The 25,580-nt window shown below is 49.2% G+C and carries 26 protein-coding genes; 20 read left to right on the top strand and 6 right to left on the bottom strand.

Annotated elements, in window-relative coordinates; genetic code table 11:
- The first annotated feature begins 78 nt into the window (after positions 1-78).
- From GI364_RS17415 to GI364_RS17405, 3 genes are all read left to right on the top strand, one after another.
- The gene (locus GI364_RS17415) at positions 79-1,413 is read left to right on the top strand and encodes an aromatic ring-hydroxylating oxygenase subunit alpha (RefSeq protein ID WP_198850500.1); all 1,335 of its coding nucleotides are present in this window, start codon (positions 79-81) and stop codon (positions 1,411-1,413) included.
- 57 nt (positions 1,414-1,470) lie between these two features.
- On the top strand, positions 1,471-1,962 hold the full coding sequence (locus tag GI364_RS17410; protein WP_198850499.1) for an aromatic-ring-hydroxylating dioxygenase subunit beta: 492 nt from the start codon (positions 1,471-1,473) through the stop codon (positions 1,960-1,962).
- Between the two features lie 157 nt (positions 1,963-2,119).
- Positions 2,120-3,577: an aldehyde dehydrogenase family protein gene (locus tag GI364_RS17405; RefSeq protein ID WP_198850498.1), complete on the top strand. Its 1,458-nt coding sequence runs from the start codon at positions 2,120-2,122 to the stop codon at positions 3,575-3,577.
- Positions 3,578-3,711: 134 nt separating this feature from the next.
- Here GI364_RS17405 and GI364_RS17400 read toward each other — a convergent pair whose 3' ends face one another.
- A complete protein-coding gene (locus tag GI364_RS17400; protein ID WP_198850497.1) occupies positions 3,712-4,503 on the bottom strand; it encodes an IclR family transcriptional regulator in 792 nt (263 codons plus the stop codon).
- Positions 4,504-4,723: 220 nt separating this feature from the next.
- Between GI364_RS17400 and GI364_RS17395 the strand changes: the two genes are divergently transcribed.
- The 10 genes from GI364_RS17395 to GI364_RS17350 all read left to right on the top strand — a co-directional run bounded on the left by GI364_RS17395 (position 4,724) and on the right by GI364_RS17350 (position 14,076).
- Complete coding sequence (locus GI364_RS17395; RefSeq protein WP_198850496.1) at positions 4,724-5,539, top strand: DODA-type extradiol aromatic ring-opening family dioxygenase; 816 nt, start codon at positions 4,724-4,726, stop codon at positions 5,537-5,539.
- 63 nt (positions 5,540-5,602) lie between these two features.
- A complete protein-coding gene (locus GI364_RS17390) occupies positions 5,603-7,039 on the top strand; it encodes an aldehyde dehydrogenase (protein ID WP_198850495.1) in 1,437 nt (478 codons plus the stop codon).
- Positions 7,040-7,054: 15 nt separating this feature from the next.
- Positions 7,055-7,873: a 2-keto-4-pentenoate hydratase gene (locus GI364_RS17385; protein ID WP_198850494.1), complete on the top strand. Its 819-nt coding sequence runs from the start codon at positions 7,055-7,057 to the stop codon at positions 7,871-7,873.
- Positions 7,874-7,922: 49 nt separating this feature from the next.
- Complete coding sequence (locus GI364_RS17380; protein WP_198850493.1) at positions 7,923-8,810, top strand: acetaldehyde dehydrogenase (acetylating); 888 nt, start codon at positions 7,923-7,925, stop codon at positions 8,808-8,810.
- 12 nt (positions 8,811-8,822) lie between these two features.
- Entirely contained in the window at positions 8,823-9,839 is a 1,017-nt protein-coding gene (dmpG, locus tag GI364_RS17375) for a 4-hydroxy-2-oxovalerate aldolase (RefSeq protein ID WP_198850492.1), read from the top strand.
- Positions 9,840-9,921: 82 nt separating this feature from the next.
- Positions 9,922-10,692: a 2-keto-4-pentenoate hydratase gene (locus GI364_RS17370; RefSeq protein ID WP_198850491.1), complete on the top strand. Its 771-nt coding sequence runs from the start codon at positions 9,922-9,924 to the stop codon at positions 10,690-10,692.
- 17 nt (positions 10,693-10,709) lie between these two features.
- Complete coding sequence (locus GI364_RS17365; protein ID WP_198850490.1) at positions 10,710-10,910, top strand: 2-hydroxymuconate tautomerase; 201 nt, start codon at positions 10,710-10,712, stop codon at positions 10,908-10,910.
- 72 nt (positions 10,911-10,982) lie between these two features.
- Complete coding sequence (locus GI364_RS17360; RefSeq protein ID WP_198850489.1) at positions 10,983-11,921, top strand: amidohydrolase family protein; 939 nt, start codon at positions 10,983-10,985, stop codon at positions 11,919-11,921.
- A 23-nt stretch (positions 11,922-11,944) separates the two neighbouring features.
- Positions 11,945-13,165 (top strand): 4-hydroxybenzoate 3-monooxygenase, encoded by a 1,221-nt coding sequence (gene pobA / locus GI364_RS17355; protein WP_198850488.1) that lies wholly within the window; start codon positions 11,945-11,947, stop codon positions 13,163-13,165.
- 332 nt (positions 13,166-13,497) lie between these two features.
- Positions 13,498-14,076, top strand: coding sequence for an acetate uptake transporter (locus GI364_RS17350; protein ID WP_198850487.1), 579 nt, complete (start codon positions 13,498-13,500; stop codon positions 14,074-14,076).
- Between the two features lie 92 nt (positions 14,077-14,168).
- Here the strand turns inward: GI364_RS17350 and GI364_RS17345 are convergent, their stop codons facing one another.
- Together GI364_RS17345 and GI364_RS17340 are read right to left on the bottom strand one after the other, a co-directional pair.
- Complete coding sequence (locus GI364_RS17345; RefSeq protein ID WP_198850486.1) at positions 14,169-15,116, bottom strand: hypothetical protein; 948 nt, start codon at positions 15,114-15,116, stop codon at positions 14,169-14,171.
- Between the two features lie 16 nt (positions 15,117-15,132).
- Positions 15,133-16,335 (bottom strand): SCO family protein, encoded by a 1,203-nt coding sequence (locus tag GI364_RS17340; protein WP_198850485.1) that lies wholly within the window; start codon positions 16,333-16,335, stop codon positions 15,133-15,135.
- A gap of 300 nt (positions 16,336-16,635) precedes the next feature.
- Here GI364_RS17340 and proB point away from each other — a divergent pair, with 300 nt between their 5' ends.
- The 6 genes from proB to GI364_RS17310 all read left to right on the top strand — a co-directional run bounded on the left by proB (position 16,636) and on the right by GI364_RS17310 (position 21,871).
- Positions 16,636-17,742: a glutamate 5-kinase gene (gene proB / locus GI364_RS17335; RefSeq protein ID WP_198850484.1), complete on the top strand. Its 1,107-nt coding sequence runs from the start codon at positions 16,636-16,638 to the stop codon at positions 17,740-17,742.
- Positions 17,739-19,028 carry a glutamate-5-semialdehyde dehydrogenase gene (locus GI364_RS17330; RefSeq protein ID WP_198850483.1) on the top strand — a complete coding sequence of 430 codons (1,290 nt, stop codon included), beginning with the start codon at positions 17,739-17,741 and terminating at the stop codon, positions 19,026-19,028. The genes proB and GI364_RS17330 overlap by 4 nt, the downstream gene beginning before the upstream one ends.
- 298 nt (positions 19,029-19,326) lie before the next feature.
- Positions 19,327-19,497 carry a hypothetical protein gene (locus GI364_RS17325; protein WP_198850482.1) on the top strand — a complete coding sequence of 57 codons (171 nt, stop codon included), beginning with the start codon at positions 19,327-19,329 and terminating at the stop codon, positions 19,495-19,497.
- Positions 19,498-19,531: 34 nt separating this feature from the next.
- Positions 19,532-20,365, top strand: coding sequence for a sirohydrochlorin chelatase (locus tag GI364_RS17320; RefSeq protein WP_198850481.1), 834 nt, complete (start codon positions 19,532-19,534; stop codon positions 20,363-20,365).
- 74 nt (positions 20,366-20,439) lie between these two features.
- Positions 20,440-20,790: a rhodanese-like domain-containing protein gene (locus tag GI364_RS17315; RefSeq protein WP_198850480.1), complete on the top strand. Its 351-nt coding sequence runs from the start codon at positions 20,440-20,442 to the stop codon at positions 20,788-20,790.
- A gap of 181 nt (positions 20,791-20,971) precedes the next feature.
- Positions 20,972-21,871 (top strand): SDR family oxidoreductase, encoded by a 900-nt coding sequence (locus tag GI364_RS17310; RefSeq protein ID WP_198850479.1) that lies wholly within the window; start codon positions 20,972-20,974, stop codon positions 21,869-21,871.
- 61 nt (positions 21,872-21,932) lie between these two features.
- Here the strand turns inward: GI364_RS17310 and GI364_RS17305 are convergent, their stop codons facing one another.
- Both GI364_RS17305 and GI364_RS17300 read right to left on the bottom strand, forming a co-directional pair.
- On the bottom strand, positions 21,933-22,370 hold the full coding sequence (locus GI364_RS17305; protein ID WP_198850478.1) for a YfmQ family protein: 438 nt from the start codon (positions 22,368-22,370) through the stop codon (positions 21,933-21,935).
- A 110-nt stretch (positions 22,371-22,480) separates the two neighbouring features.
- The gene (locus GI364_RS17300; protein WP_370541791.1) at positions 22,481-23,440 is read right to left on the bottom strand and encodes an NAD(P)H-dependent flavin oxidoreductase; all 960 of its coding nucleotides are present in this window, start codon (positions 23,438-23,440) and stop codon (positions 22,481-22,483) included.
- Between the two features lie 193 nt (positions 23,441-23,633).
- Between GI364_RS17300 and GI364_RS17295 the strand changes: the two genes are divergently transcribed.
- Positions 23,634-24,608: an alkaline phosphatase family protein gene (locus GI364_RS17295; protein WP_198850477.1), complete on the top strand. Its 975-nt coding sequence runs from the start codon at positions 23,634-23,636 to the stop codon at positions 24,606-24,608.
- A 5-nt stretch (positions 24,609-24,613) separates the two neighbouring features.
- Here GI364_RS17295 and GI364_RS17290 read toward each other — a convergent pair whose 3' ends face one another.
- The gene (locus GI364_RS17290) at positions 24,614-25,489 is read right to left on the bottom strand and encodes a DUF3307 domain-containing protein (RefSeq protein ID WP_198850476.1); all 876 of its coding nucleotides are present in this window, start codon (positions 25,487-25,489) and stop codon (positions 24,614-24,616) included.
- Positions 25,490-25,580: the final 91 nt, after the last annotated feature.

Raw genomic sequence — 25,580 nt, 5'->3', positions numbered from 1 at the left:
TGGTTTAATTATTGGAATTATCAAATTTATGAAAGCGCTTTTAAGCGTGGATTTTGCGGGAATGGGAGGTTAAAGCCATTGGTCAAACGCGTACTCGACCAAGAAGTATTGCGTGAAGTTAAAGAGAAAATTCAAAGAGGTGTTTTACCACAGTGGGCCTTTGCAAATGAAGATATCTATGAAAGGGAACTAGCACATATTTATGCGAAGACTTGGAACTTCATTGGACATGAATCAGAGATTGAGAATCCGGGAGATTATATAACCCGATGGATTGTGCACGATCCCGTTCTTTTACTACGCGACAGTGAAGGCCGCATCCAAGCATACCTGAACTCCTGTTCACATCGCGGTACGCAGCTTTGCAGTGCGGATTTTGGGAGCAACAAGACATTTACGTGTCCGTACCACGGCTGGACCTTTAACCTCAGTGGAGAACTGATTGGCATTGTCGCTGGAAATCAGGTCTATGGCGAGGAATTAGACCGGAGTGAGTGGTCCCTTCGTAAGATTCCAAGAGTGGACAGTTACCAGGGGATGATTTTTGCTTCTTTGAATCCCGACGTGGAACCCTTAGAGGACTTTTTGGGCGAGATGCGCTGGTATTTCGATATTATGTTGGGTCGCAGTGACAATGGATTGGAAGTGAGGGGAGTACCTCATCGTTGGCGGGTTGCGACCAATTGGAAAATAAGTTCAGACAATTTTGGCGGTGACCCGTATCATACTGCCATGACCCATCGGTCTACGGTGGAACTTGGAATCAGCCCCAAGGACCCTTTGTTTGCCAGCTACGGACACCAGATAGTTTTGAAGAACGGACACGGTGTCAACATGATTACGACGAAGGATGGAACCACGCAAAACCCGTACCAGGGTTTACCAGAAGAAATGTGGCCCATGTTTGCGCGGAATCTGAACGAAGACCAACTGGATATTTTCTATAGAACTGTCGTTATTGTTGGCAGTTGCTTTCCAAATCTGTCTTTTGTCAGCCCTATGCATGGTACGGGAGGTCCGGATGAACCGCTCACCAGCTTTGTGAATTTTCGAGTCTGGCGCCCCCTGGGACCAGATGAAATTGAGGTGTGGTCCTGGTGCTTGGTGGACAAAGATGCACCAGAAGTGTTTAAGGAGGCGTCCTACAAGAGCTACATTGGCTCATTCGGACCAGCTGGAACATTGGAGCAGGATGATACGGAAATTTGGACACGAGTGGTGGATGCCAGCAAAGGATTTATGGCTCAGGATAAGGATGTGCACTACAACAACGTGTTGAACTACTTGATGGGACTGGACAGGGTGACTCCGGATAAGGACTGGCCCGGGCCGGGTACAGCCTATCCCACATGCTATTTGGATGCAATTTCGAGATCGTTCTATGAACACTGGGTCGACTTATTAATAGACTGACTGGGCAACAATTACGGCATGAAATGACTGAAAAGAGAACTTATAAGGAGGATGGCCATGAGTGGTATACGGGAAGATGTAGCGGAGTTTTTCTACCGTGAAGCTGCCCTTCTGGATAATCGACGGTTGGATGAATGGCTCGAATTGTTAGATGACAACCTCGTGTATCGAATGCCGTTACGGGTGACCCTCGACAAGGCTTCTGGAGAGGACATTGTTGAGAGTATGACTTTTCTCGATGAGACGAAGGGGAGTATAAGGACGCGTGTCAATCGGTTGAATACAACATCGGCTTGGGCAGAAGACCCGCCGTCGAGGACCAGGCACATGATAACGAATGTACTTATTGAAGAGGAACGGGAGAAGGAGGTGGTGGCGGTCAGTTACTTTCTGCTCCTCCGCAGTCGGAGAGATAAAACAGCCGAGCAGTTGTTTGGTACGAGGCGGGATGTCCTTGTAAAGCGCGGCAATGGATGGAGAATCAAAGAGAGAACGGTTTATCCGGATGAATCTGTGCTTCATTTACCCAATTTAACTACTTTCATCTAGTTCAAGCCGGCGCAGACCGAGCAAGCGTCTCAGTGCGTCTCGGCAGAATACTGACAAATAGATACAAAATGAAATATGGATTCAGAATAATCCGCTTTTGAATCAGTTGGAGTGTACCGCAGCGGAGACTTGAATGAATAGAATCGGAGGGGTTGTCATGTTAGATTTTAAGTCACTTGGCAAGCAGTATATTGGAGGAGAATGGAGAGACGGGAGCAGCGACACGACTTATGCAGACAAAAATCCGTTTGACGAGTCAACCGTGGCAGAAATCCGATTGGCGTCAGTCGCTGACATTGACGAGGCATATCAATCTGCAAAGAAGGCGCAAGTTGAATGGGCAAGGATAAATGCCTTTGAGAAGCGCGATGTACTGGAGCGGGCAGCACAGGTGTTAGACTCCTACACAGAGGATATTGCCCGCTTGATGGCTGAGGAAATTGGAGGTACCTTTCTCAAGGCAATGGTGGAAGTATCCCTAGTGAAAAATTTCATTCGCGAGGCTGCCTCGTATCCGCTTCGAATGGAAGGGAGAATTATTCCGGCTACCATTCCAGGAAAGGAAAATCGTCTATTCCAACTGCCGGCCGGGGTAGTCGGCGTCATCAGCCCGTTTAATTTCCCTATGGTGTTGTCAGCGCGGGCTGTAGCACCGGCACTTGGTGCAGGGAACGGTGTTGTGCTCAAACCTCATGAAGCTGCGGGTGTGACTGGAGGCCTCATTCTTGCGAAAGTCTTTGAAGAGGCGGGACTTCCGAAGGGCCTCTTTAACGTGGTGATTGCCGATATCAAGGAGATTGGAGATGCGTTTGTCGAGCATCCCATTCCGAGTGTCATTTCATTTACGGGATCGACCCCGGTGGGCCGCCATATTGGTGAAGTGGCTTCACGGAATCTGAAACGAGTCGGACTTGAACTCGGCGGCAACAGCGCATTAATTGTCCTTGATGACGCAGACGTGGAGTTGGCTGTCAATGCAACGGCATTTAGCCGGTTTACGCACCAGGGTCAAATCTGTATGTGTACCAACCGAGCGATTGTACACAGGGACGTATATCCTCGATTCCTTGACTTGTTGGTTGCCAAGGCGTCGTCTCTCAAATCCGGTGACCCGCGCGAACAGGACACACTCATTGGCCCGTTGATTAACCACAACCAAGTAGAGAAATTGATGAGTTTTGTAGAGGAAAGTGTAAAGCAAGGTGCAAAAATCGCTTATCAAGGTGAGGTTAAAGGAAATGTGGTAGAGCCAATTGTCCTGTCAGACGTGACAGAGACAATGTCCTGTGCACAGGTTGAAATGTTTGGTCCTGTCATAGCCGTTATGCCGGTGGAATCAGAAGAAGAGGCAATCCGGGTTGCAAACAACAGTGACTACGGACTCAGCGGTGCTGTCTTTACACGCAATTTGGAAAGAGGTGTCGAAGTCGCGAAGCAAATTGAAACCGGTATGATTCATGTGAATGACGGAACAGTGAACGATGAGCCGCTTGTGGCTTTTGGCGGTGAGAAAGGCTCTGGAGTCGGGCGCTACAACGGCCCCTGGGCTTTGGAGGAATTCACGACGACAAAATGGATTTCGGTACAGTACGAACCGAGGCAGTATCCGTTTTAAAACTCTTGATGAAGAGATGAAAAGGCCTGTACCGTTGTGCTTCAAATGCATGGCGGTACAGGAACCGTTTTGACCGAAATTTGAATGGGTCGACCCATCTGAGTTTGTATGCTGGAGAATAAACTGAGCGGTTCTCATAGACGCCGCTCATAGTATCCTAGACGTGTAGAAATCTCCTTCCCGACGCGAATTAGCTGTTTTGACAACTCATCCATTTTACGGGGGGTAAAACGTTGTTCCGGCCCAACTACGGTGACGGCTCCAATGACATTCCGGGTATAATCCCTTACAGGCACAGCAATTGATGCCACACCATCCCGCAACTCACTGTGGCTGATGGCGTACCCTGCCTCTCGAATCTCGTCCAAATGTCGCCGAAAGACATTTGGTTTTGTTATGGTTGTTTTTGTGAATTTATGTAAGCCCATCTGTATGACTTCCTCAATCATCTCTTGTGATTGATAGGCGAGAATGACCTTTCCGGAACTGGTGCAGTGAAGCGGGTTTTTTCGTCCAAGGTGCGTCAGGATTTTCACGGGATGCTGGGATTCGAGCTTACTGACATAAACGGTGCTGTAGCCTTCCAAAACGGCTAAATGGACGGACTCATCAAAGCGGTTTACAAAATCCTCGAGCAGATGCTGCCCCTCTCGATAAATTTCCATGTTTGACATCAACACACCGGCCAGACTCAGCACTGAAAGTCCAAGCCGGTATCTATGTGTATCCTCATCTTTTCGCACAAAGCCGGCTTTCTCCAGAGTGGTGAACACACGGTGTACCGTACTTTTGGAGATTTGCAGAGAACGGGCCATCTCAGTGACGCCTTTCTCAGGAGCATCGACGGTGAAACTCTGAATGATGCGAAGGGCATTTTCGAGGGAGGACAGTGTACTTTGCTCAGACTGCTTTTTTTCCTCAATCACTCGTTCACCCCCTCAATCAAATCATTGTGAAAAATACAAATTCTCTGTCTGATGTTCCGCATGAAGGAACGCTTATATAGTTCCTCTTAATTATAGGTGATAGTATACAGAATAACAAAGCGCTTTCATGAAGTCTTTCAAGCTGTTGTCAAGTCAACAAGAATGGAAGCTTGCAAAGCTTAAATTCGTCTAAATCCAGGTTTTAAGGGAGGTAAAAGTTGTGAGTCTGGAATTAGCAATGATTTCTCCCCATACTCCGCGTATTTGTCACAAGGATAAGGTTGCAGCGTTTCAGCAGCCGCTGGTGGATGCGATGGTAAAGACGGCAGACCTAATTGAAAGTCTGCATCCTGATGTGATTGTCCTCGTCTCGTGTCATTGGCAGTCCAGTTTTACACACTATGTGGATGCAACACCGAGGCACAAAGGGGTTCTGACTGCGGTGGAGTGCCCGGACATTATAACGGATGTTCACTACGACTTTCAGGGTCATCCGGAACTTGCGCAGGAACTGGTAGAATCCGGAAAGTCCGCTGGACTCAAAGTTGAGAGCATCAATGATGAAACATACATGTGGGACTACGGTACGGTTGTTCCCCTGCGATACTTAGTCAAGGGTGATATACCTATTGTCGATTTATCTGTTTGTCAGGCCGCATCTCTGGAAGAGACCACAAAGTGGGGTGCTGTCATGGCACAAGTGTTCCAAGAAACACAGTTGCGTGTCGTCTTCATTGCAAGCGGGGCACTGGCACACAATTTGCGCCGCGGCCCAGAATTTTGGCCGAATATCACAGAGCAAGCATTGGACAGAGAATTTTGCTCTTATTTGGTAAAAGGAGATACGGAATCCGCGGCTGAAATGCTTCCATCCTATGTGCGTGCAGCAGGAGTGGAAGCTGGGGGGCGGCATGTTGCCATGCTTTTGGGCGTCCTGCAAGGGAACTTTGCAGGTAGGTTGCATGGGTATGGTCCGTCGTCGGGATCGGGCAATCCTGTCCTGACAATGCAACCAGTGGGGGCAACCATTTCATAGATACCTGCCAACGGCATCCGTTTCGGTGCATTAATCTAACACAACGATGAGAGGGTTCAGAATATGGAGAAAATACAGCATTTTATCAACGGAGAGTTCGTTGCAAGTGTAGACGGAAAGACGTTTGAAAACATAAATCCGGCTACAGACGAAGTCATCAGCGAGGTTTGTGAGGGCGGAAGACAAGATGTTCACAATGCCGTGACAGCCGCCAAGACAGCATTTTCCACATGGGGGAAGACTACCCCGGCCGAGCGAGCAAAAGTCATGAACCGGATTGCCGACCTGATTGAAGAACGCCAGGAAGAATTAGCGCTGCTGGAAACCAAAGACACGGGGAAACCTTTCAGTCTATCCAGGCATCTGGATATTCCACGGGCGGCGTACAACTTTCGTTTCTTCGCAGACTTTGTGAAAGGACTCAGCACGGAGTGCTTTGAAATGGAGGGGGTCGCGCTCAATTATGCGTTGCGCAGGCCGGCGGGTGTCGCCGCGCTGATTTCTCCATGGAACCTGCCGCTGCTGTTGTTGACCTGGAAAGTAGCTCCTTGCCTGGCTGCGGGTGACACATGTGTCATTAAACCGGCCGAATTGACCCCGACAACGGCGACGAAGCTTGCAGAAATCTGTAAGGAAGCGGGTTTGCCGGACGGCGTACTGAACATTGTTCACGGCTTTGGTCCAGATTCAGCAGGGGCTTATTTAACGGAGCACCCAGATGTAGACCTTATCTCCTTGACAGGGGAAACCACCACAGGCAAAGCGATTATGCAGTCAGCCGCCAGCACATTGAAAAAACTGTCCTTTGAGCTTGGCGGTAAGAATCCCAACATTGTGTTCGCCGACGCTGATATCGATGACGTGATTGAAACCACCATTCGCTCCAGTTTTAGTAACCAGGGTGAGGTTTGTCTGTGTGGATCGCGTATCTATGTGGAGCGCCCCCTGTACGATACGTTTGTCGAGCGCCTGGTTGAGAGGGCTCAAGCGTTGCAGGTCGGAGACCCGATGGATGAGAGCACAAATGTAGGTGCCCTGATCAGCCGCGAACATCTACATCGCGTGGAGGGATTTGTGCAACGCGCGGTGGAACAGGGCGGTCGAATCTTGACTGGAGGAAAACGTCCGGCTCATATGGGAAAAGGGTGCTACCTCGAACCCACCATCATTGTAGACGTAAATGAATCCTGCGAGATTGTGCAGCAGGAAGTGTTTGGACCAGTCATTACAATCCAGCCCTTTGATACGGAAGAAGAGGTTCTTGCTGCCGCCAACAATACCCGGTATGGCCTCAGCGGGACGATTTGGACTACCGACTTAAAGAAGGCTCACCGTGTGGCGGGTCAGCTGGAAGCAGGAATTATCTGGATTAACAGTTGGTTCTTGCGCGATTTGCGTACACCCTTTGGCGGGATGAAGGAAAGCGGGATTGGCCGTGAAGGCGGCGTCCACAGCTTTGAGTTTTTCAGTGAATTGAAAAATGTCTGCGTGAAGTTTTAGGAAGGGGGACCTGCTATGGAAAAAACAGCAGATTTGATTGCTGAATGTGCCCATCTGCTTGACAAGTCGGAACAGAGTTTGGTCCCCGTCGGCCCTCTGACTGAACGGTTTCCAGAATTGTCAGTGGAACAGGCTTACCAGGTCCAGATGCGCAATGTCGAACGGAGGACAGACCGGGGTGACACTGTGGTGGGTCACAAAGTCGGTCTGACAAGCAAACCGATGCAGCGCATGCTTGGTGTACCTGAGCCGGATTTTGGACACCTGTTTCAATCCATGTATTACGAATCGGGTACTGTTGTGGACTACCCGTTGATCCAGCCAAAGGTTGAGCCTGAACTGGCGTTCATTCTGAAGCACGACTTGGACAGTGTGAAGACTACGGTACGGGATGTGCTTCAGGCGACAGAATATGTGGTGCCAGCCATTGAAGTGATTGACAGCCGTGTTGCGGACTGGAAAATCAAGCTGCCTGATACGGTAGCCGACAATGCGTCCTCAGGCTGTTTTGTTCTCGGCGACCTCTATACGAGCATTGACAAGGTCAATCTAGGCACCATTGGTGGGGTTATGAAGATGAATGGCAGTGTTGTCCAAACCGGAGCCGGTGCTGCTGTCCTCGGACATCCAGCCGTCTCTGTGGCCTGGTTGGCGAATAAGCTCAATTCCCTTGGCACGAAGCTGAAGGCGGGAGATGTGGTCTTGTCAGGTGCTGTCAGCGCCGCAGTCACGTTTCATCCTGGAGACAGTGTCTCGGTCTCTTTCGGCCGACTGGGTACGGTCAGTGCGACACGCGCTGACAACGAGTCCAAAACAGGTGCGAGAGCGCAATAAGAGGTTGAGTCAAATTTACTGCCAAGTTGTAATCGAAGGAGGCAACAAGATGACCAAACTGTCCGCAGCCATCGTAGGCTCAGGCAATATTGGAACAGACTTGATGGTAAAACTGCAGCGGAGTGAATGGATTGAACCCCGTTGGATGATTGGTATCGACCCGGATTCTGACGGTCTAAAGAGAGCCCGAGCACGGGGTCTCGAAGTGTCACATGAGGGGCTCAAGGCTGAACTGGAACGAGGTATGAAACCGGATGTGGTGTTTGATGCAACCAGCGCCAAGGCTCATGTCAGGCATGCAAAGCTTTTGCGCGAGCGGGGGATTCAGGCCATCGATCTGACGCCTGCAGCAAGAGGTCCCTATGTGATTACGGGCGTCAACCTTCATGAACACTTGGACTCCATCAATGTGAATATGGTGACTTGCGGCGGCCAGGCCACAATCCCCATTGTCCATGCGGTCAGCCGAGTTGTCGGAGTTTCTTACGCGGAGATTGTTGCGACAATCTCCAGCAAGAGTGCAGGACCTGGTACCCGGCAAAACATTGATGAGTTTACGGAGACCACGGCAAAAGGGATTGAACAGATTGGCGGTGCGAAAGTCGGGAAGGCCATCATCATCTTAAATCCAGCCGATCCGCCGATTCTGATGCGAGATACTATCTACTGTCAGATTGAGGATACTGGTCGGGATGTGTATGACCGCATCGAGCAGTCGATTCGGGAAATGGTGGAGCATGTGAAGACCTACGTACCAGGGTATCGGTTGAACCGAGAGGTCATCTACAGGAATAACGTTGTGAGCGTCTCCATTGAAGTGGAAGGACTGGGTGACTATTTGCCTGTCTACGCTGGAAACCTGGACATCATGACGTCAGCCGCAACAAAGTTTGGTGAAGAGTACGCAAAACACAAGCTGTCGATTAAGAGTAACTAGGAGGGGCTGCCGGTGGCAAAATACAAAGTCGAACTCACAGATGTGACCCTTCGTGACGGCATGCACGCTGTGAAGCATCAGTTCAGTACAGAGGATGCAGCTGCCATAGCCGCAGCACTGGATAAAACGGGAGTCACTTTAATTGAAGCAACCCATGGCGACGGGCTGGGCGGCAGTTCATTGCAGTACGGTCTGGCAAAGGAAAGTGAAGAAGATTATTTGAGAGCCGTCTGCGGGGCTGTTAAGCATACAAAGGTAGCAGCGCTCTTGTTACCGGGAATCGGTACACTGACGCACCTTCGGGCTGCGGTGGAGTGCGGCATTGGCGCGGTGCGTGTTGCGACCCACTCAACAGAGGCTGATATTTCTGAGCAGCACATTACTGCAGCAAGAAAGATGGGTCTTGAAACCGTGGGTTTTCTGATGATGTCGCATATGACACCTGCATCCACTCTACAAGAAGAAGCGAAGAAAATGGCCTCATACGGTGCCAATGCGGTTTACATCGTTGATTCTGCCGGCGCCATGATGATGGATGAAGTTCGGGAAAAGGTATCTGCTATTCGCGGAGCGATGCCAAACGATGTGCAGGTCGGGTTCCATGCACATAACAACCTGGGTGTCTCTATTGCAAATTCCATTGCCGCGGTGGAGGAGGGAGCTGTTCGTATCGACGCCAGTTTGGCAGGCCTTGGTGCTGGTGCCGGCAACACACCTCTCGAAGTGTTTGCTGCTGCCTGTGAAAAGGTCGGAATTGAGACAGGTATCCATCTGTACAATGCCATGGATGCTGCAGAAGATGAAGTTCGGCCGCGAATGATGAAGCCGATTGCCACAGACAGGCTCAGCCTGACACTGGGCTATGCAGGTGTGTATTCCAGTTTCTTGCACCATGCATTTCGGGCTGGTGAGCAGTTTGCCGTGGAACCGCGGGATGTACTGGTGGAACTAGGACAACGAAAAGTAGTAGGCGGGCAGGAAGACATGATTGTTGATGTCGCTTACGAATTGGCGCAAAAGGCAGAGTGAAAGCAGAGTGAAAGCAGAGTGAAAGCGGCAAAAGCGGCAATAGCACAGCAGAGGACAACACCAGGATGAGGTGACTCGAAGGATGGACTTAAACGAAATTGCACAAGAACTCACACATCATCAGCAAGCAGCAGAGGAACTTGAAAAAATCACGCTTCGATACGACGGATTAGCTGTGGAGGATGCATACGAGATTCAGCGGCTGGGAATTGACAGCCTCATTCAACAAGGAGATGTCATGACGGGCTGGAAAATGGGTTTGACCAGTAAGGCCAAACAGCAATCTGTCGGCGTGGATGAGGCCATCTACGGAAGACTGCTTCGCTCTATGGAGATGACAGGGGAAGAGCTGAGTCTCGATGGTTTGATTCACCCGCGTGTGGAACCGGAAATTGCGTTTGTGTTTAAACATCGCTTGGAGGGAACAGACGTGACAGCTCGTGACGTTTGGCTGGCGACGGAGTGTGTTATGCCTGCTGTCGAAGTGATTGACAGCCGATACAAAAACTTCTCTTTCACACTAGTAGATGTGGTAGCTGACAATGCTTCTTCCGCCAAGTTTGTCGTCGCAAATCAAGCCTATTCTCCGTACCAGTACCGATTGGACGAAGTCGGTGTGGTGATGAGGAAGAATGGGGAGGTCGTACAAACCGCATCGGGCGCGGCTGTTTTAGGGCATCCGGTCAAATCCGTTGTGGAATTGGCGCACATGCTGTCCCGTACAGGAGATGCCATTGAACCTGGAATGATTGTGCTGACAGGCGGTATCACAGAGGCTGTACATGTCTACGAGGGCGATACAGTCACCGCGGCCTTCGATAACATGGGTGAAATCACATTGAATGTCCGCTAGAGCAGGAGGAACTGAACATGCCTTTAATTCAAATCAACATTATTGAAGGACGCTCAAAGGAGAAGAAGGAGCAGTTAATTGCTGAGGTGACGGATGCTGTCCACAGAAGTCTCGATGCTCCCACAGAGTCGATTCGGGTGCTCCTGTACGAATTGCCGAGAGAGCACTGGGCAGTGGGCGGCGTGTCCATGGCAGAACGACGGAAGAACCGGGACTAGGACTGGGATGAGGTCTGGAAAGACTGGGGCAGGCAGGGCTGTTTTAATCTCGCAGAGTGGGAGGAGAGGGCCATGTATGACGTTCACACGCACTTTGTACCACCGCAGATGACTGACTGGATTTCGGTTCAGTCCAACCGACTGAACGCTGTCTGGGAAAAGAAAGTGCCGAACAAGCAAGACTTTCTCACAGTCAACGGAAAGTGGTCGTTTGAGTTCAAACGAGAGTTTCACGATTCGGAGTTATTCCTTCAGTCTCAAGCGGACGCTGGTGTGCTTCACTCCCTGGTCTCTCCTATTCCGCAATTGTTTCTCTATGATTTCGATCCCGCTGTTACAGCAGAAGCCGCTTCCGTCTACAACCGAGGACTGGCAACTTGGGTCAAAAACTCCCCGGCACGTCTGTCAGCCCTTGGGACAGTTCCCTTGAATAATCCTTCTGCTGCTGCACAGGCTCTCGTAGATGCACTGGGTCAGGGTTTAAAGGGAGCGATTGTCGGCCCTGGTCTGAATGGCCGGCTTTTGAGTGACCCATGGTTCGAACCGTTATGGCAGCAAGCCAACGCAAAGGAAGCCATCCTGTTTATTCATCCGCTTCTCAATGAAGACCCTCGTTTAAAGAAGAATAAGATGCCGAACCTGATTGGGGTGCCATGGGAGACAACTATTTGTGCCCTGGACCTAATTTTAACGGGTCATTTGGATAGGTTTCCAAAGGTAAAAGTACTTCTGGCACACGGCGGAGGTTTTCTTCCCTATCAAATTGGCCGGTACAATCAAGGTTATCAAGTATGGGATAATCTTCAAAACAATTTGCAGGGCCCCCCAGAAGACTATCTGACCAGATTCTATTATGACAATGTGCTGTGGAATGAGAAGGCGCTTTCATATTTGGTATCGCAGGTGGGGGAAAAGAGGGTCTTGCCTGGTTCCGACTTTCCTTTTGACTTGAAAACATGGCCGCCGGCGTCCTCATACTCGTCAGATGTCACAGACTTTCTCAAGATTTAGATGAACAAAAGGAGGGGCACACAATGAGGAAAACACAAGTAGGAATTATCGGTGCCGGTCCTGCAGGTTTGATGCTTGCCCATTTATTGCAGCGCCGCGGAATTGAGTCTATCGTACTGGAGTCCAGAACTCGAAAGGAAATTGAAGGAACCATTCGAGCTGGTGTATTAGAGCAGGGTACGGTGGATCTGATGAACGAGACAGGTGTCGGCGACAGGCTGATGAGAGAGGGTCACTTCCATCACGGGATTGAACTGCGATTTAACAGGAAGGGCCACCGCATCAACATGCACGAACTTACAGGCGGTAAGAACGTTACAGTCTACGCACAGCATGAAGTCATTAAGGACTTAGTTGCAGCCAGGCTGAATCAGGGCGGCGAGATTCTTTTTAATGTTGGGGATGTGTCACTGCACGACGTGGATACAGATTCGCCGAAAATTCGATTTCGCCCTGACAAAGACGGGGAAGTACAGGAGATTGAGTGTGATTACATTGCTGGATGCGATGGATTTCACGGTCCAAGTCGTCCCGCAATTCCTGCATCGGTTCGAAAGGAATACGACACGGTGCTCCCCTACGGATGGCTCGGTATTTTGATTGAGGCACCTCCCTCCGCGCCGGAACTGATATATACCAATCATCCGCGCGGGTTTGCGTTGGTAAGTACGAGATCTGCCGAAATTCAACGCCTGTACATCCAGGTGGATCCCAAGGACGAGATTGCCAATTGGTCTGACGACAGAATCTGGACAGAACTTCATGCAAGAACCGAAACAGAAGACGGCTGGACGTTGATTGAGGGTCCCATTATTCAGAAGGGGATTGTCTCCATGCGCAGTTTTGTATGCGATCCGCTTCAATACGGACGCCTGTTCCTCGCCGGGGACGCTGCCCACATTGTGCCGCCAACAGGTGCCAAGGGACTCAATCTTGCTGTTGCAGACGTCCAAGTGTTAGCGAGGGCCTTCAGCCATGTCTATCAAACCGGGGACGATACGCTTCTTCAAAGCTACTCCAGCACCTGTCTGCGCAGAGTCTGGAAAGCGGAGCGCTTTTCCTGGTATATGACTTCTATGCTGCATCGTAAAGCAGAACAATCGCCTTTTGAGCAGCAGATTCAACTGGCTGAATTGGACTATGTCACATCGTCCGAGGCAGCATCCAAGAGTCTGGCGGAGAACTATGTAGGATTGCCAATGGAATACGAGGAAATGAGTGGGAAGATTTCTGTAAACATCTAGTCAGTAACTATATCTTTTAGTGTAACTTAAAATATCTCTAAAATTGTGAGGGAACAATTTGTAAATTTAGACTATTCGATGTATATTATAAGATGTAATCGCTTACGACCATGGCAGATAGTCTATTCTACATAGGAGGTGGTATTTCGGACGAAGTGCACTGGTTGCTTTGAACCGGATGATGGCGTTTTCATTTTGAATTTATTCAGTAGGTTGAAGAAATGAAGAAATGAAGAAATGTTTCCTAGAAGCGTTCATGTAACGCGTTTGATGTTGTCGAAAGATTTAGTGGACTGATTCTGATTAAATGGAAGTAGAGGGGAGATACAAAAATGGCTGAAGCTTCAAAGATTGCAGATCCAGGTCCGCTGGGACTTGCGGGATTTGGGATAACGACCTGTATATTAAGCTTAATTAATGCTGGTGTGACGGATGCGAAGGCACTGGGTGTGGTCCTTGGCCTGGCACTTGCCTATGGCGGCGGTGCTCAGTTCATTGCTGGCATGTGGGAATTCCGAAAGGGCAATACGTTCGGGGCCACAGCGTTTACGTCGTACGGCGCATTTTGGATATCTTTCTATTTCATTGTCCACTCAGCTCCCGCAGCAGGAATGGGTGTGTACTTATTGTTCTTCGGTGTTTTGACCTTCTATCTGTGGTTCGGGACTTTCTACTTAAATCGCGCACTGTTCTTTGTCTTTTTAACCCTGTGGCTGGCATTCCTGTTCCTCGCGCTGGGTGATTTTGGTGTAATGGGGAGCCAACTCGGTGGATGGATTGGCCTCGTCTGTGGATTATCAGCATTGTACACCTCGGCTGCCGGCGTTATCAATTCGGTCGCAGGCCGCGTGGTTCTTCCAGTCGGCGAACCGATGGCAAAGCCCTCTCCTGCAATGAGCATGTCAGAGTAACTGCGTTTTACGACTCAGTGATTCTGCTACATCTTTGAGAAGGCAGTTGGACTGCCCCGCAGCCGCTTAGATATGGCTAGGGGCAGTTTGTCTTACTTTATGAGTTTTGCGCTTCTGCTGCGCCATAGAACCACCATCCACAAGCCGACAACAGGAATTGTATTTACGTCCGTGCCAAGTCCTGAGAATATGCCGCCAAAATCTTCCCCAAACCACCAACTCCACGCCAACCACAGCAGCGTCAACCATATGGATAGACGGGTCCATCGATTCCTAAACGATGCCATTGCCAAAAGAATTAAAATCGCTGAGAAAATCGCATTCCAGATGACGGCATGATGACTGATAGCCAAGGCCGCACTCTGGATGGGCAGTGATAAGATGGCTGGTTGCGGCAATGAGGATGAATTTCCGAACAACTCCATTAAGCCGTAGTGTCCCCAATATCCGAATGCAGGTACAACCTGATACACAGCACTGACGCCCCAATACATCCCTGTGCTGACAGACATCCATCTGATTGCTTGACCGTCTTCCCAAAAATACTCTGGCAAGAGCAGTATGATTGCACTGACAGCGTACATAAAAGCAGCACCGGGAAGGCCTTCAAAGTATGAAGAAGCAGTAAAGAAGCCGCCCATACCCTCACCAAAAACCCACACCGGAATGGCCCACACTATCGATATCCATAAAATAAATCGAGTGCTCTTTCTAGCCTTTATGACTAAAAGAGACAGGCCGAGAAGAATCTGTATAACAATTACAAGAACGTTGAACAGAATAGGATGAGTGCTCCACACGGCGGACCCAGCATGTCCGATTGCAACAAGCCATCGTGGTCCGCCGTCAACGGCATTTTGAAGAAGACTTTCCATAATGGATGATGGGTACCACGCATAAAAGTCTGTTGTAAACATCAGCGGTTGTGCTTGCAACAATCCTGCAATCAACCATAATATGCCGAGGCCGCGCTGCAGATACAAACGATTGCTTGCGGGCAGCCATGTTTTGGCCTGTTGAGATGTCCCCGCTGTAGCCAATGAACTTCCTCCTTACTTAACTGGACTTATTTAGTGCCTTACGAATGTCCTGACCAAGTGAAGTCATTTTCAGCCAAGCGTCGTGGTGCCAGACAATGTGCCCAGATCCGTTGGTCAGTGAAAACCAGGTTAAATCTTGTGCGTGAAAAGCATCCGCGACCTGACCGGTTTTGTCGACGGCCACTGGAAAGTGAAGTTTCGGCAGTCCAGATATTAACTTGTTCACGTCTCCCATGCCAGGTTCAATGGTCCCGACGTCAATAGCAATGACTTGCGGATGCCCAGGTTGGCTGGCAAACTGGTTTAGTTCCAACAACTTTTGCCTGATGTTTGGAACAAATGACGCAAAGAAGACAATGAGTTGCGGCTTGGAAGGGTCCAGTATGACAGGATGCGTGAGTCCAGTTGCACTGAGAGGCTGGAGTTTAATTTGATTTTGCGGTCCTTTTTTAGGTCCTTGATACGGAACTAAGCTAATGTGCGGACGAATAGACGTCGGCAGGTACTGTGCGATATGTTTGGCCATCACATGAGATTCTGCATTGACTGAAGCATATTGGCTCGGTGTCATGTATAAGAGTTTTTCCTTACCGTTCGGACCTATAATATACAGGGCCGGTGTATGATCAATCTGCCCGTTTACGATTCCCGAATAGATATGATAGTTCTTCCATACGGTTTGCAACTCTGTTTTGGGAGCAGTGAGAAAATGCCATGAGTGAAGCATGTTGTGTTCCACTGAATACTGTTTCACGGCTGCAACAGAAGTGGCCACAGGATTGGCATTGATACCGAGTAATTGCACGTGTTGGGCTGCTTTTGGACCGAGCAGTTGCACTGCCTTCAACATGTCTTCCGTTGTCAGGGGACAGATAGTGGTGCAACGGCTGTCGACAAATGCCAGTACCACGGTCTTTCCGCGAAACTGCTTCAATGAAATCTTTTTTCCAAACTGGTCTGTCAGTGTAAAATTCGGTGCGGGTTTTCCATGAAGCGGATCTCCCGTTGTAATGACGTCATTTTTCGTCCGGTGGCTTTGAGTACTATTACCGGCAACCCCGCTGCTTGGAACACCCTGATTCGAAGTGGCGTGTCCCGGATCTGTCGTATGTTTAAAATTAATTCCCGCATTGGCTTCCACCACAGATAAAATCCCAATGACTACAAGTAGAACCACAATGGGAATGACCCATTCACTACGCCAGAGCTGCTTTTTCATGATTGTCCCCCTGTTTCAATCTATCTTCGTGCAGTTTTATTAGTAAAGTTCGCGAAATTGTCACTATAGTTACTACCTAACCACTAATCAACTTAGGTCGTCAATAGCCCGAAGGTATTAGCTTATTAGCTCCTAAACCATATTTTAAGAAATCTCCCGTTTGGATTGTGTTTGCAATTGTTCTAATTCGATTGTAGAGTAAAAGGTTAAATGTTCTGACGGGGATGTTTTAGAAATGATTCCTTCAAGCTTCAATACAATTTCTGCTCGCGTAGTACGATTAGAGGAAGGAAGACCAACATGACCCGAACCATTGTTGTTAAGATTGGAACAAGTTCCATCACAGCGGGCAACGGTGAACTTGCTGTTGAAAAGATGAGCAACATTATTGCCCAACTCGGCGAGTTGCAGCGCTCCGGCCGTTGGCGCCCTGTGCTCGTATCGTCCGGTGCGGTCACGGCTGGTTTAAACCGACTGGGCTGGACCAGGTCGCGGATGACCATGCCAGAAAAACAGGCAGCAGCCGCTGTTGGACAAAGCCTTTTAATGGATATGTATGCGAGTTTGTTTCACAACGAAGGAATGACAATTGGTCAGATTCTTCTAACTAGGGAAGACGTAGAGGATCGCCAGCGATTTGTGCATATTCGAAACACAATGATGACACTTATGGAAAACGACATTATTCCAATTGTCAATGAGAATGATACCGTTGCTATTGATGAGATTCGCTTCGGTGACAACGATACACTGGGTGCTTTGGTATCACTGGTTTGCGAAGCCAAGTATCTGATTTTGCTGACGGATATTGACGGGCTGTACGCAGGGAACCCGAAGCTGAATGCTGCGGCAAAACGATTGACAGACATCTGGGATATTACGGATGATGTGGTGAAACTTGCAGGTGGCGCAGGCACTGCAGGTGGGACGGGTGGAATGCGCACAAAAATAGCCGCTGCGCGAATTGCAACCGCGTCTGGAACCGACGTGGTTGTGGCTTCTGCAACCGAACCGGACGTTCTACAAAGGGTTTTACAACAGGAGCCGATAGGCACTGTCTTTCACGCAAAAGAAAACCGGTTGAGAAAAAGGAAGGCGTGGTTGCTGCACGGGTCGAGAATTGAGGGGAGACTCTCTATCGATGCTGGCGCCGCAGACGCCATTTGTGTCCTGTCGGGCAGTCTGCTGATGCCTGGTGTTCGGGAGGTATCAGGAGAGTTCCAGGCTGGAGCAGTGGTAGAAATCATGGGGGAGAACGGTGTTTTGGCACACGGCATTGTCAATTTCTCCAGCGCAGACCTGAAGGCGTTGCTGGAACGTCGACGAAGCGCAGAGACGCTTCGTAAGCTGCAGGAAGTTGTGCATCGCAACGACATGGTTCTGATGGAAGGGGAGTCAAAATCATGATGGATGAAGGGTTCAAACAGTACGTACACCAGAAGTTGAAAGAAGCGAAGAAGTCGACTCGGAGTCTCGCTGCTGCTTCCGGGAAGACAAGGAACGATGCCTTGATGCAAATGGCGAGTGCGTTATGGGACCATCGGGAGGCGATTCTCGAAGCGAATGCAAGGGATGTACAACTCGCACAACGTTCAGGACAGTCTGCATCGAGGATTGACAGGTTGGCGCTCACTGAGACAAGAATTCAACAGATGATGGACGGAATGAAGGCTGTGACAGCACTGCCGGACAAAATCGGGGAAGTTATGGAAACCATGTATCGGCCAAACGGGTTGGTTATAGAGAAAGTTCGGGTGCCAATGGGTGTGATAGCAATGGTCTACGAAGCGAGGCCTAATGTCACTGCCGACGCAGCGGCCTTATGTATTAAAACGGGTAATGCTGTTGTCTTGCGAGGTGGAAGCGACGCGCTGGAGTCCAACACTGCCTTGGTTCAGGCGCTACATGCGGGTCTGAACAAAAGTGAAATACCACCTGCGGCGGTCCAGTTCATCGATGTGGTGGAGAGAGAATCCGTCGATGTTTTAATTCGGGCCAAAGGACTTGTTGATCTCGCTATACCCCGCGGCGGAGCAGCTTTGATTCAGAGAGTTGTTGAGAATGCCAGAGTTCCGGTCATTGAGACGGGCGTAGGGAACTGCCACGTATATGTGGACAGGGATGCCAATCCCGCAAAGGCAACAGAGATTACCGTAAATGCAAAGACAAATCGTCCTTCTGTCTGTAATGCAGCTGAAACGCTGCTGGTTCACAAAGATATTGCGCGGAGTTGGCTGCCGCAAGTTGCCCTTGAGTTAAGTCAGCTTGGCGTGAAACTACACGTGTGCGACCGGTCGCTTAGGGTCTTAAGTTCATTGGACGCAGAGCGAGGCAAGATCGTAAGTGCATCTGACGACGACTGGGGTCGTGAATACCTCGACTTGGAATTGTCGGTAAAAGTCGTCGATACGCTTGATGAAGCAATACAGCATATCGAAACGTATGGTACCTCCCACTCAGAAGCTATCGTTACGGATGACCCTGAGACTGCAGAGGTCTTCTTAAGAGCTGTTGATGCGGCCGCTGTCTACCACAATGCATCCACACGGTTTACCGACGGTTTTGAATTCGGCTTTGGCGCCGAGATTGGCATCTCGACTCAGAAACTCCATGCGCGGGGACCCATGGGCCTTGACGAAATCACAACCTACAAATACATGATTAGAGGTACTGGGCAAATTAAGCAGAGTTAAGCTCCAGATAGAAGTCTCTATGCTGGGACACTGTTTCTTTAGCCGCCAATGCTCTCATAAAAACTCCCATCAAAGCACTGATTATCCTAGCCGGAGAGTCAGTGCTTTGCCGTGTTGCTTCACGTGTCTCTCTTTTCAGTGTCATATTAACTGACACAATCGAGGAAATTACATAGCGTTATTTGTCTATATGTTAAGTTTTGTGACGCAGACTCTTGTTAGGGTTACTTAGGCAACGGTATAGTAATACTCAAAAGAGTGGCGGCAGTGTCAAAAGAGGCAGTGGAGGTGAGAACGAGTGCAATACGATGGTATATTTGAATCGTTGACGGTGTCGCGGGACGACTTTGCAGAAAAGTCGCCCACCTTCACTCAAATGAAGTCACTTATTGATGCTGTGGATGTAAAGATTGTTCACATCAAGAGAAATAGAGACCGTTTGACCATTATTTTTAGAAAAATCGGATAAATAAGAGGTGTAAAGAGAGAACGGGGTGCGAACAGTGTGTGAGATTACGAACAAACCAACGGGAATTTTGCTGATTTCCGGAGGTACGCGAAGTCTTTCTGGACAGCGTCAGACGCAAAATTTTGTTGCGGACCTCAAGCGCCGGATGGGGCGGAGAGTCCCTGTACTGGTGGCACATTTGGAGGCCCAAGAGCCTAGTTTGAAGTCAGTGCTCGGGTTTGTCGATGAATCAGGTGTGCAAGACTGGCTCTGTGTGCCCCTGTATTTATTCGCCACTGGTTATACGGTTCTTCACAACCCAGTTTGGATAGCGAAGTTTTTACTATTGAGACGACCGTATCTTCATTTGCGTTGGATGCCAGTCTGGGGGACTGAGCGTCAACTGATATCCCTTACAGCGGGATACATTCATAGACTGCTGCTGGATTTCGACGAAACAACAACGAGCGTAGTTTTAGTCGGTGGTGCCAGCAGCAGTTCTAAGACATTTCAGAGATATCGCCAAGTTGCAAAGAGAATATCAAAGTGGATTGGAATTCCTGTAAAACCGTCAATCCTAGCGGGAGTTGGGACATCCGCTTATGATTTCTTCAGTAAAAACTCCATGGCACCATCTTCCCGGATATTTGTGCCCTACATCGCTTTTGACGGACTGTTAATGGAGAAGTTTCGCAATGAAATAGCCAAAGTGAAGCCAGTGAAAGGGCAACAGTCATTAGTGGCTCTGCCAGTTTTCGCGCAGACTGAACTCACAAGCTTCATATATAATAGAATTACGTCACGATTCTATAATTCGTCTTATGCTCCTCCTCATAATGTTGAAGACAATTCAGCTCTGGTTCATGTAAAGAGAAACTCGGTTGTTTAAAAACATAGCTATGCAACAACGCATTTGCTATAATTTGAGACTTGGAAGAGTTCTACGCAGACGGAGGTTTCGTCATGAACGTATTTAACTTATTTCGTCACCCGGCAGGGCTTAAGGATTTGAACCCAGATGAGGTAGAAAGTCTACTCCGCCAAAACCGGATGCCTCTCATTTTTGATGTTCGGACGCGAGGCGAATTCAGATCGGGCCACATTGCGGGCGCAAAGAACTATCCCCTGGGAAATGAGCGCAGTATTATCACAGCCCACGACGGAGATACAGGTATTATCCTGATTTGCAAAACGGGGCATCGCAGCCAAGCGGCTGCAATTGAGCTGTTTAAGGCGGGTTTTACCAGTGTGTCCCACCTGAAAGGCGGGATGAACGCGTGGCTGCGTGAAGGCAAGCCGGTCACCGGGCGGTAGGTAGCAGTTTTCGTACGTTCGTACGTTCCACCCCGCATCCAGCCTCCAAACTGGAGTCTAACCCCATCAGACCTTTAAAAATGCATATTCCTTGGATGCGTTGCCACATTAAGTAGTGGCTTATGTCTGCATGCGCTTTTTGCAAGGAAAATACAGTCCATTTTTTAAAGGAGTCCCTCCCATGTATCCGGAAGTCCAACCTTACGGTGAACAACCAAAGAGTGAGAAGGTAAAGCTTAACTTTCGCCCACAGCACCAATCTACTATGCCTGGACACGAGCATCTGATGGACCCGCTGCCGATTGCTGATAATCCTGACTACAAGGCCAGTGGGAAGTGTAAGGGAAAAACAGTGGTCATTACAGGCGGCGACAGCGGCATTGGGCGTGCGGCAGCTATCGCCTTCGCAAAGGAAGGTGCCAACGTCAGTGTTATCTATTACACTGAAGACTTAGATGCAAAAGCCACAAAACACGCTGTGGAATCCTACGGCGGTCACTGTTTGTTGGTTAAGGCGGACCTAAAACAACAGAGTGAAGCTGTACATGCAGTGACACAGACTGTGGGGGAGTACGGTGGATTGGATTGCGTAGTGAATAATGCGGCAGTACAGTATTCGCAGCAAAGTCTTCTCGACATCACTCCGAAGCAGTTACTTGAGACGTTTCAAACGAACATCTTTTCCTATTTCTACGTGAGTCAGGCTGCTTTACCGCATTTAAAGAAAGGCGACAGTATCATTAATACTGCGTCAGTTACAGCGTACAAGGGGAACAAGACCCTCATCGATTACTCTGCTACAAAGGGGGCTATCGTCACATTCACGCGATCGTTGGCGTTATCTCTCGTGGATTCAGGCATTCGTGTAAACGCTGTTGCACCAGGACCAATATGGACCCCGTTAATCCCGGCGTCGTTTACCGAGAGTGAGGTCAGTGAGTTTGGGAACGATACGCCGATGAAGCGTGCTGGACAGCCGTTTGAAGTGGCGCCTGCATACATTTACCTTGCGTCTGAAGACTCCGGGTTTATGACAGGACAGGTGTTACACATCAACGGCGGAGAAATTATCAACGGATAGGGCTGTGGCAACTGCAGGCATGCCGAAGAATACTGCGTGTGCGTTCTTCTTTCCGAAATTCTTATGGCTGAGCAATTTTTTCCGACTCGGTAAGTAATGATCGAATAAACGCTTCAAGTTTCTCACCTTTTACGCGATAAAAAACGGCTTTTCTCTTGGAGATTTGTTTTATCACGTCAATATAGCGGCCGTCTCCAAATAAAAGGAAACTCATGTGCCTGCGGGATGAATGAACCGATATGCGTATTGGTGTGCCGTTATTGTCATCAAAGTTGTCGTAGACCCTATATAAGAACCGTGCTCCATTCCAACGCTCGATGAACTCTTCCTTTTTCTCCCTGGTGAGTTCCGCTCCATTGACATAGATGACAGCCTCGTTCTGAAGCTTGGGATGCGTCGCGAATACTGAGACGAATTTGTCCGTCAAGAACGTAGGAGGCGTCATCAGGAATGACAGCAGGGCCAGCGCTATAAAAACAGGTATGAACCAGCTTGGCATAACTCGATGAGCCTCCTTTGCGCTGCGTTAAACACGAGTACTGTAAAGCCAACACAGATGTACTGTGCTGAAGTAGTTGTATCATGAGTGTTTGAGCACTGCATTATGCATCAAGAAACATACCCATTAACTGTATCCTTCATGGAACCAAGAGTGGACAGAAGGAACTGAAAGAGTTGTGCAACAGTCGGGACGCTGTCAATTAGGCCAATGGATTGACCTGCCCATGCGAAGCCCGCATCCATGTGCCCCTCAAGGATAGCGGTGCGGTTTCTCTCCCCGGTAAGGTACGGATGGAGTTGCTCGGCCGTAGCGCCTCGTTCTTCCTCCTCCAGAATTTTTTGGACCCAGTCAGAGTTCAGCACGCGGCCAGGGGCTCCGATACTTCTTTTGATTACCAGTGTCTGTGACTCATCGCGTTCCACAATTGCATTCTTGTACGCAGAGTGAGCAATGCATTCCCGTGTTGCAATAAATCGGGTTCCCATCTCAATACCTTGTGCTCCGAGAGCCAAGGCCGCCAAGAACCCTCGACCGTCAGCAATACCGCCGCTGGCAACTACAGGAATTTTGACGGCGTCGACGACGCGAGGCACGAGTACGATGGTTCCGGTATCTGCTCTCCCGATATGACCGCCGCCTTCCTGTCCCACCGCAATGACTGCATCAGCACCCAGTGACTCTGCCTTCTTTGCTTGGCGGACGCTGCTAACCAGTATTAATTTTTTAACTGAACTGGATTCCAACTGATGTAGAATGGGAGCCGGATTTCCGCCGGTCAATGTGACAGCCTGCACTTGTTCATCTTGAACCACTTCAAGAAATGGCATGATAGATTTGTGCTCTGAGATCGCAATGTTGACGGAAAAGGGTCTGTTGGTCAGTTTCCTTACTTGCTGAATTTCTTCGCGAAGGTGATTCGCTGACGGCAGCGAGGTGGCTGTTATCTGTCCCAGACCGCCGGCATTGGATACGGCAGCAGCGAGCTCGGAATATGCCAGGTTTGCCAGACCTCCTTGAATGATTGGATATTGAATGCCTAGCAGCTCTGTCAGTTGGGTTTTCATCATTCAGCCCCCTTTTCAGTAGGTTAAAATGTAGTGATTGGTGAGATAGTGTGCCTGATTATTAAAGCGTACTACATAAAGGACCTATTTTCAGTAGACTTTTGATGCGCTATCTTGAGGGTAATTTGAGAGTGTGTTGAAAACATTAAGTATTGGACAAGCGGTTCGAAGACAGCTAACAGAGGAGGAACAATGGATGAGAAACCCCGCGCTAATGGTTAGTGCGCTGGCCTTCGCGGTTGTGATAACAACGGGGTGCGGCAACGCAAACCGTGCCGTGGAGACTGCAAACAAAGGCAGCAATCCTCGGGTGACACAGACAGGGCCGACCCAGAATAAGACCGTCGGAGGACAATCAAACAGCAGCAGGTCTGGCACTGGCACCGCTTCTTCTACAAATACAGCACGACCGGCGAAACCGACTCGACCAGACCATATTGTTGTGGTCGTGGAAGAGAATCACGGGTATAACCGTATTGTGGGTAACAAACATGCGCCCTATATCAACAGCCTGATTCGAAATGGCGCTTTATTTACTAATTATCATGCTGTGGCGCACCCAAGCCAACCCAATTACTTGGCATTGTTTGCTGGGAGTACTCTCGGCATACACAGCGATTCCTGTCCTCATACATTCACCCAAGCCAACCTTGGAAGCGAACTGACCGCAAGTAACCTTAGCTTCACAGGATACGCGGAAAGCCTCCCGAGCGTTGGATTTACAGGATGCAGTACCCGGACCTATGCCAGAAAGCACGCGCCTTGGGTCGATTTTTCCAATCTGGCAAGGCATGTGAACCGACCTTTTTCAAGCTTTTCAAACAACTTCACGAAACTACCGACAGTCTCTTTTGTCATTCCGAACGTCAAGAACGACATGCACAGCGGCAGTGTAGCGGCAGGTGACGCTTGGCTGAAGAACAATTTGGGTGCCTATGCCAGTTGGGCGAAGTCGCATAACAGCCTGCTGTTTATTACCTTTGATGAAGGCTATGGTCTAGGCAATCGGGTTGCAACAGTGTTCTACGGAGCGGGCGTGAAAACGGGAAAGTACGGCCAGTCGTTTACCCACTACAGCTTGTTGAGGACAATCGAATCCCTTTACCACTTGTCTCCGCTTGGCAAGAGTAAGCAGGCGAAGCCGATGACCACGGCTTTAGCCTATGGTTGACATATTTAGGTCAAAAATGTTTTTAGCACAAAACCCCAGATTGTTCCCAGTAAAATTGATGAAAATGTACCGATGAGAAAGTACTCGGCAAAGTCTCGGTCATCGAGTTGCCGGAATCGAACCAGCGATTTCGTTGCAATGATAAAGCCGATGGAAGAATAGCCTGCAGCGGCAATCAAGAGCATCGTCATGAGGCGCTCTAAGTAACCGATTAGTCTCCCCCGTGATACTGTGGCAGGCGGAACGCTGATATAAGTTCTCTCTACAGAGGCAGCGTCTTGGCTGCCGTACGAACGGGTCCCTTGAGTGTTGCTTTCCCGTGCAATGTGTTTTGTTTCAATGAGCCGCTCGCCCTCTTGCGGAACGGGGGATACAATCAATTCTACAACAATCCCAGAGAAGCTTGTTGAGAGGACCATCAAGATGAGAATGAGAATGACAGACTGCTCTAAATTTAGTGAAAATCCGTGGTGTCGAAGCACCTTCTCCGCAATCTGATGTAGATGCCGGGTGTATTGGTATTGCAGCGTAAATCGCGAAATGAGGAGTAAGGAGATGAGATGCAAGGCTTGATCAACGAAGAACACCAGACTCTTTCGCACCTTTGTGTCCCACTTTGGAAAGGTGTCTTGAGACTTCTCCTTTGCAAAGTCAATCAGTAAATGAAGTCCGGCCAAGTAAATTCCAGCAAGCAAGAATTTCAGATAGAATGCGTGCAGCAAATAAGAAAAAACAAGCAGGGCCGCTTCGTAGGTAACAAAATGAATACCGATATGCAACCAGAAGTGTCTCTTGAACAACCCCTTCTTAGCGGCCATCGTCGATGTCTGGAAGACAAAATCAGATAACAGGTGTGCGAAAATAAGTAAAAGGACGACCAATTTTATTTACCTCCTCCCAATATAAATAAATGCGACGAGAGGGAGTCAAGAGGACACGCGAGACTTCTTGAACTGGGTTCCTTATACGAGG

It is taken from the genome of Alicyclobacillus sp. SO9 (assembly GCF_016406125.1).
GTDB lineage: Bacteria > Bacillota > Bacilli > Alicyclobacillales > Alicyclobacillaceae > SO9.
The sequence above is the reverse complement of the archived record's forward strand: the minus strand, read 5'-3'. Positions and strand labels throughout refer to the sequence as shown.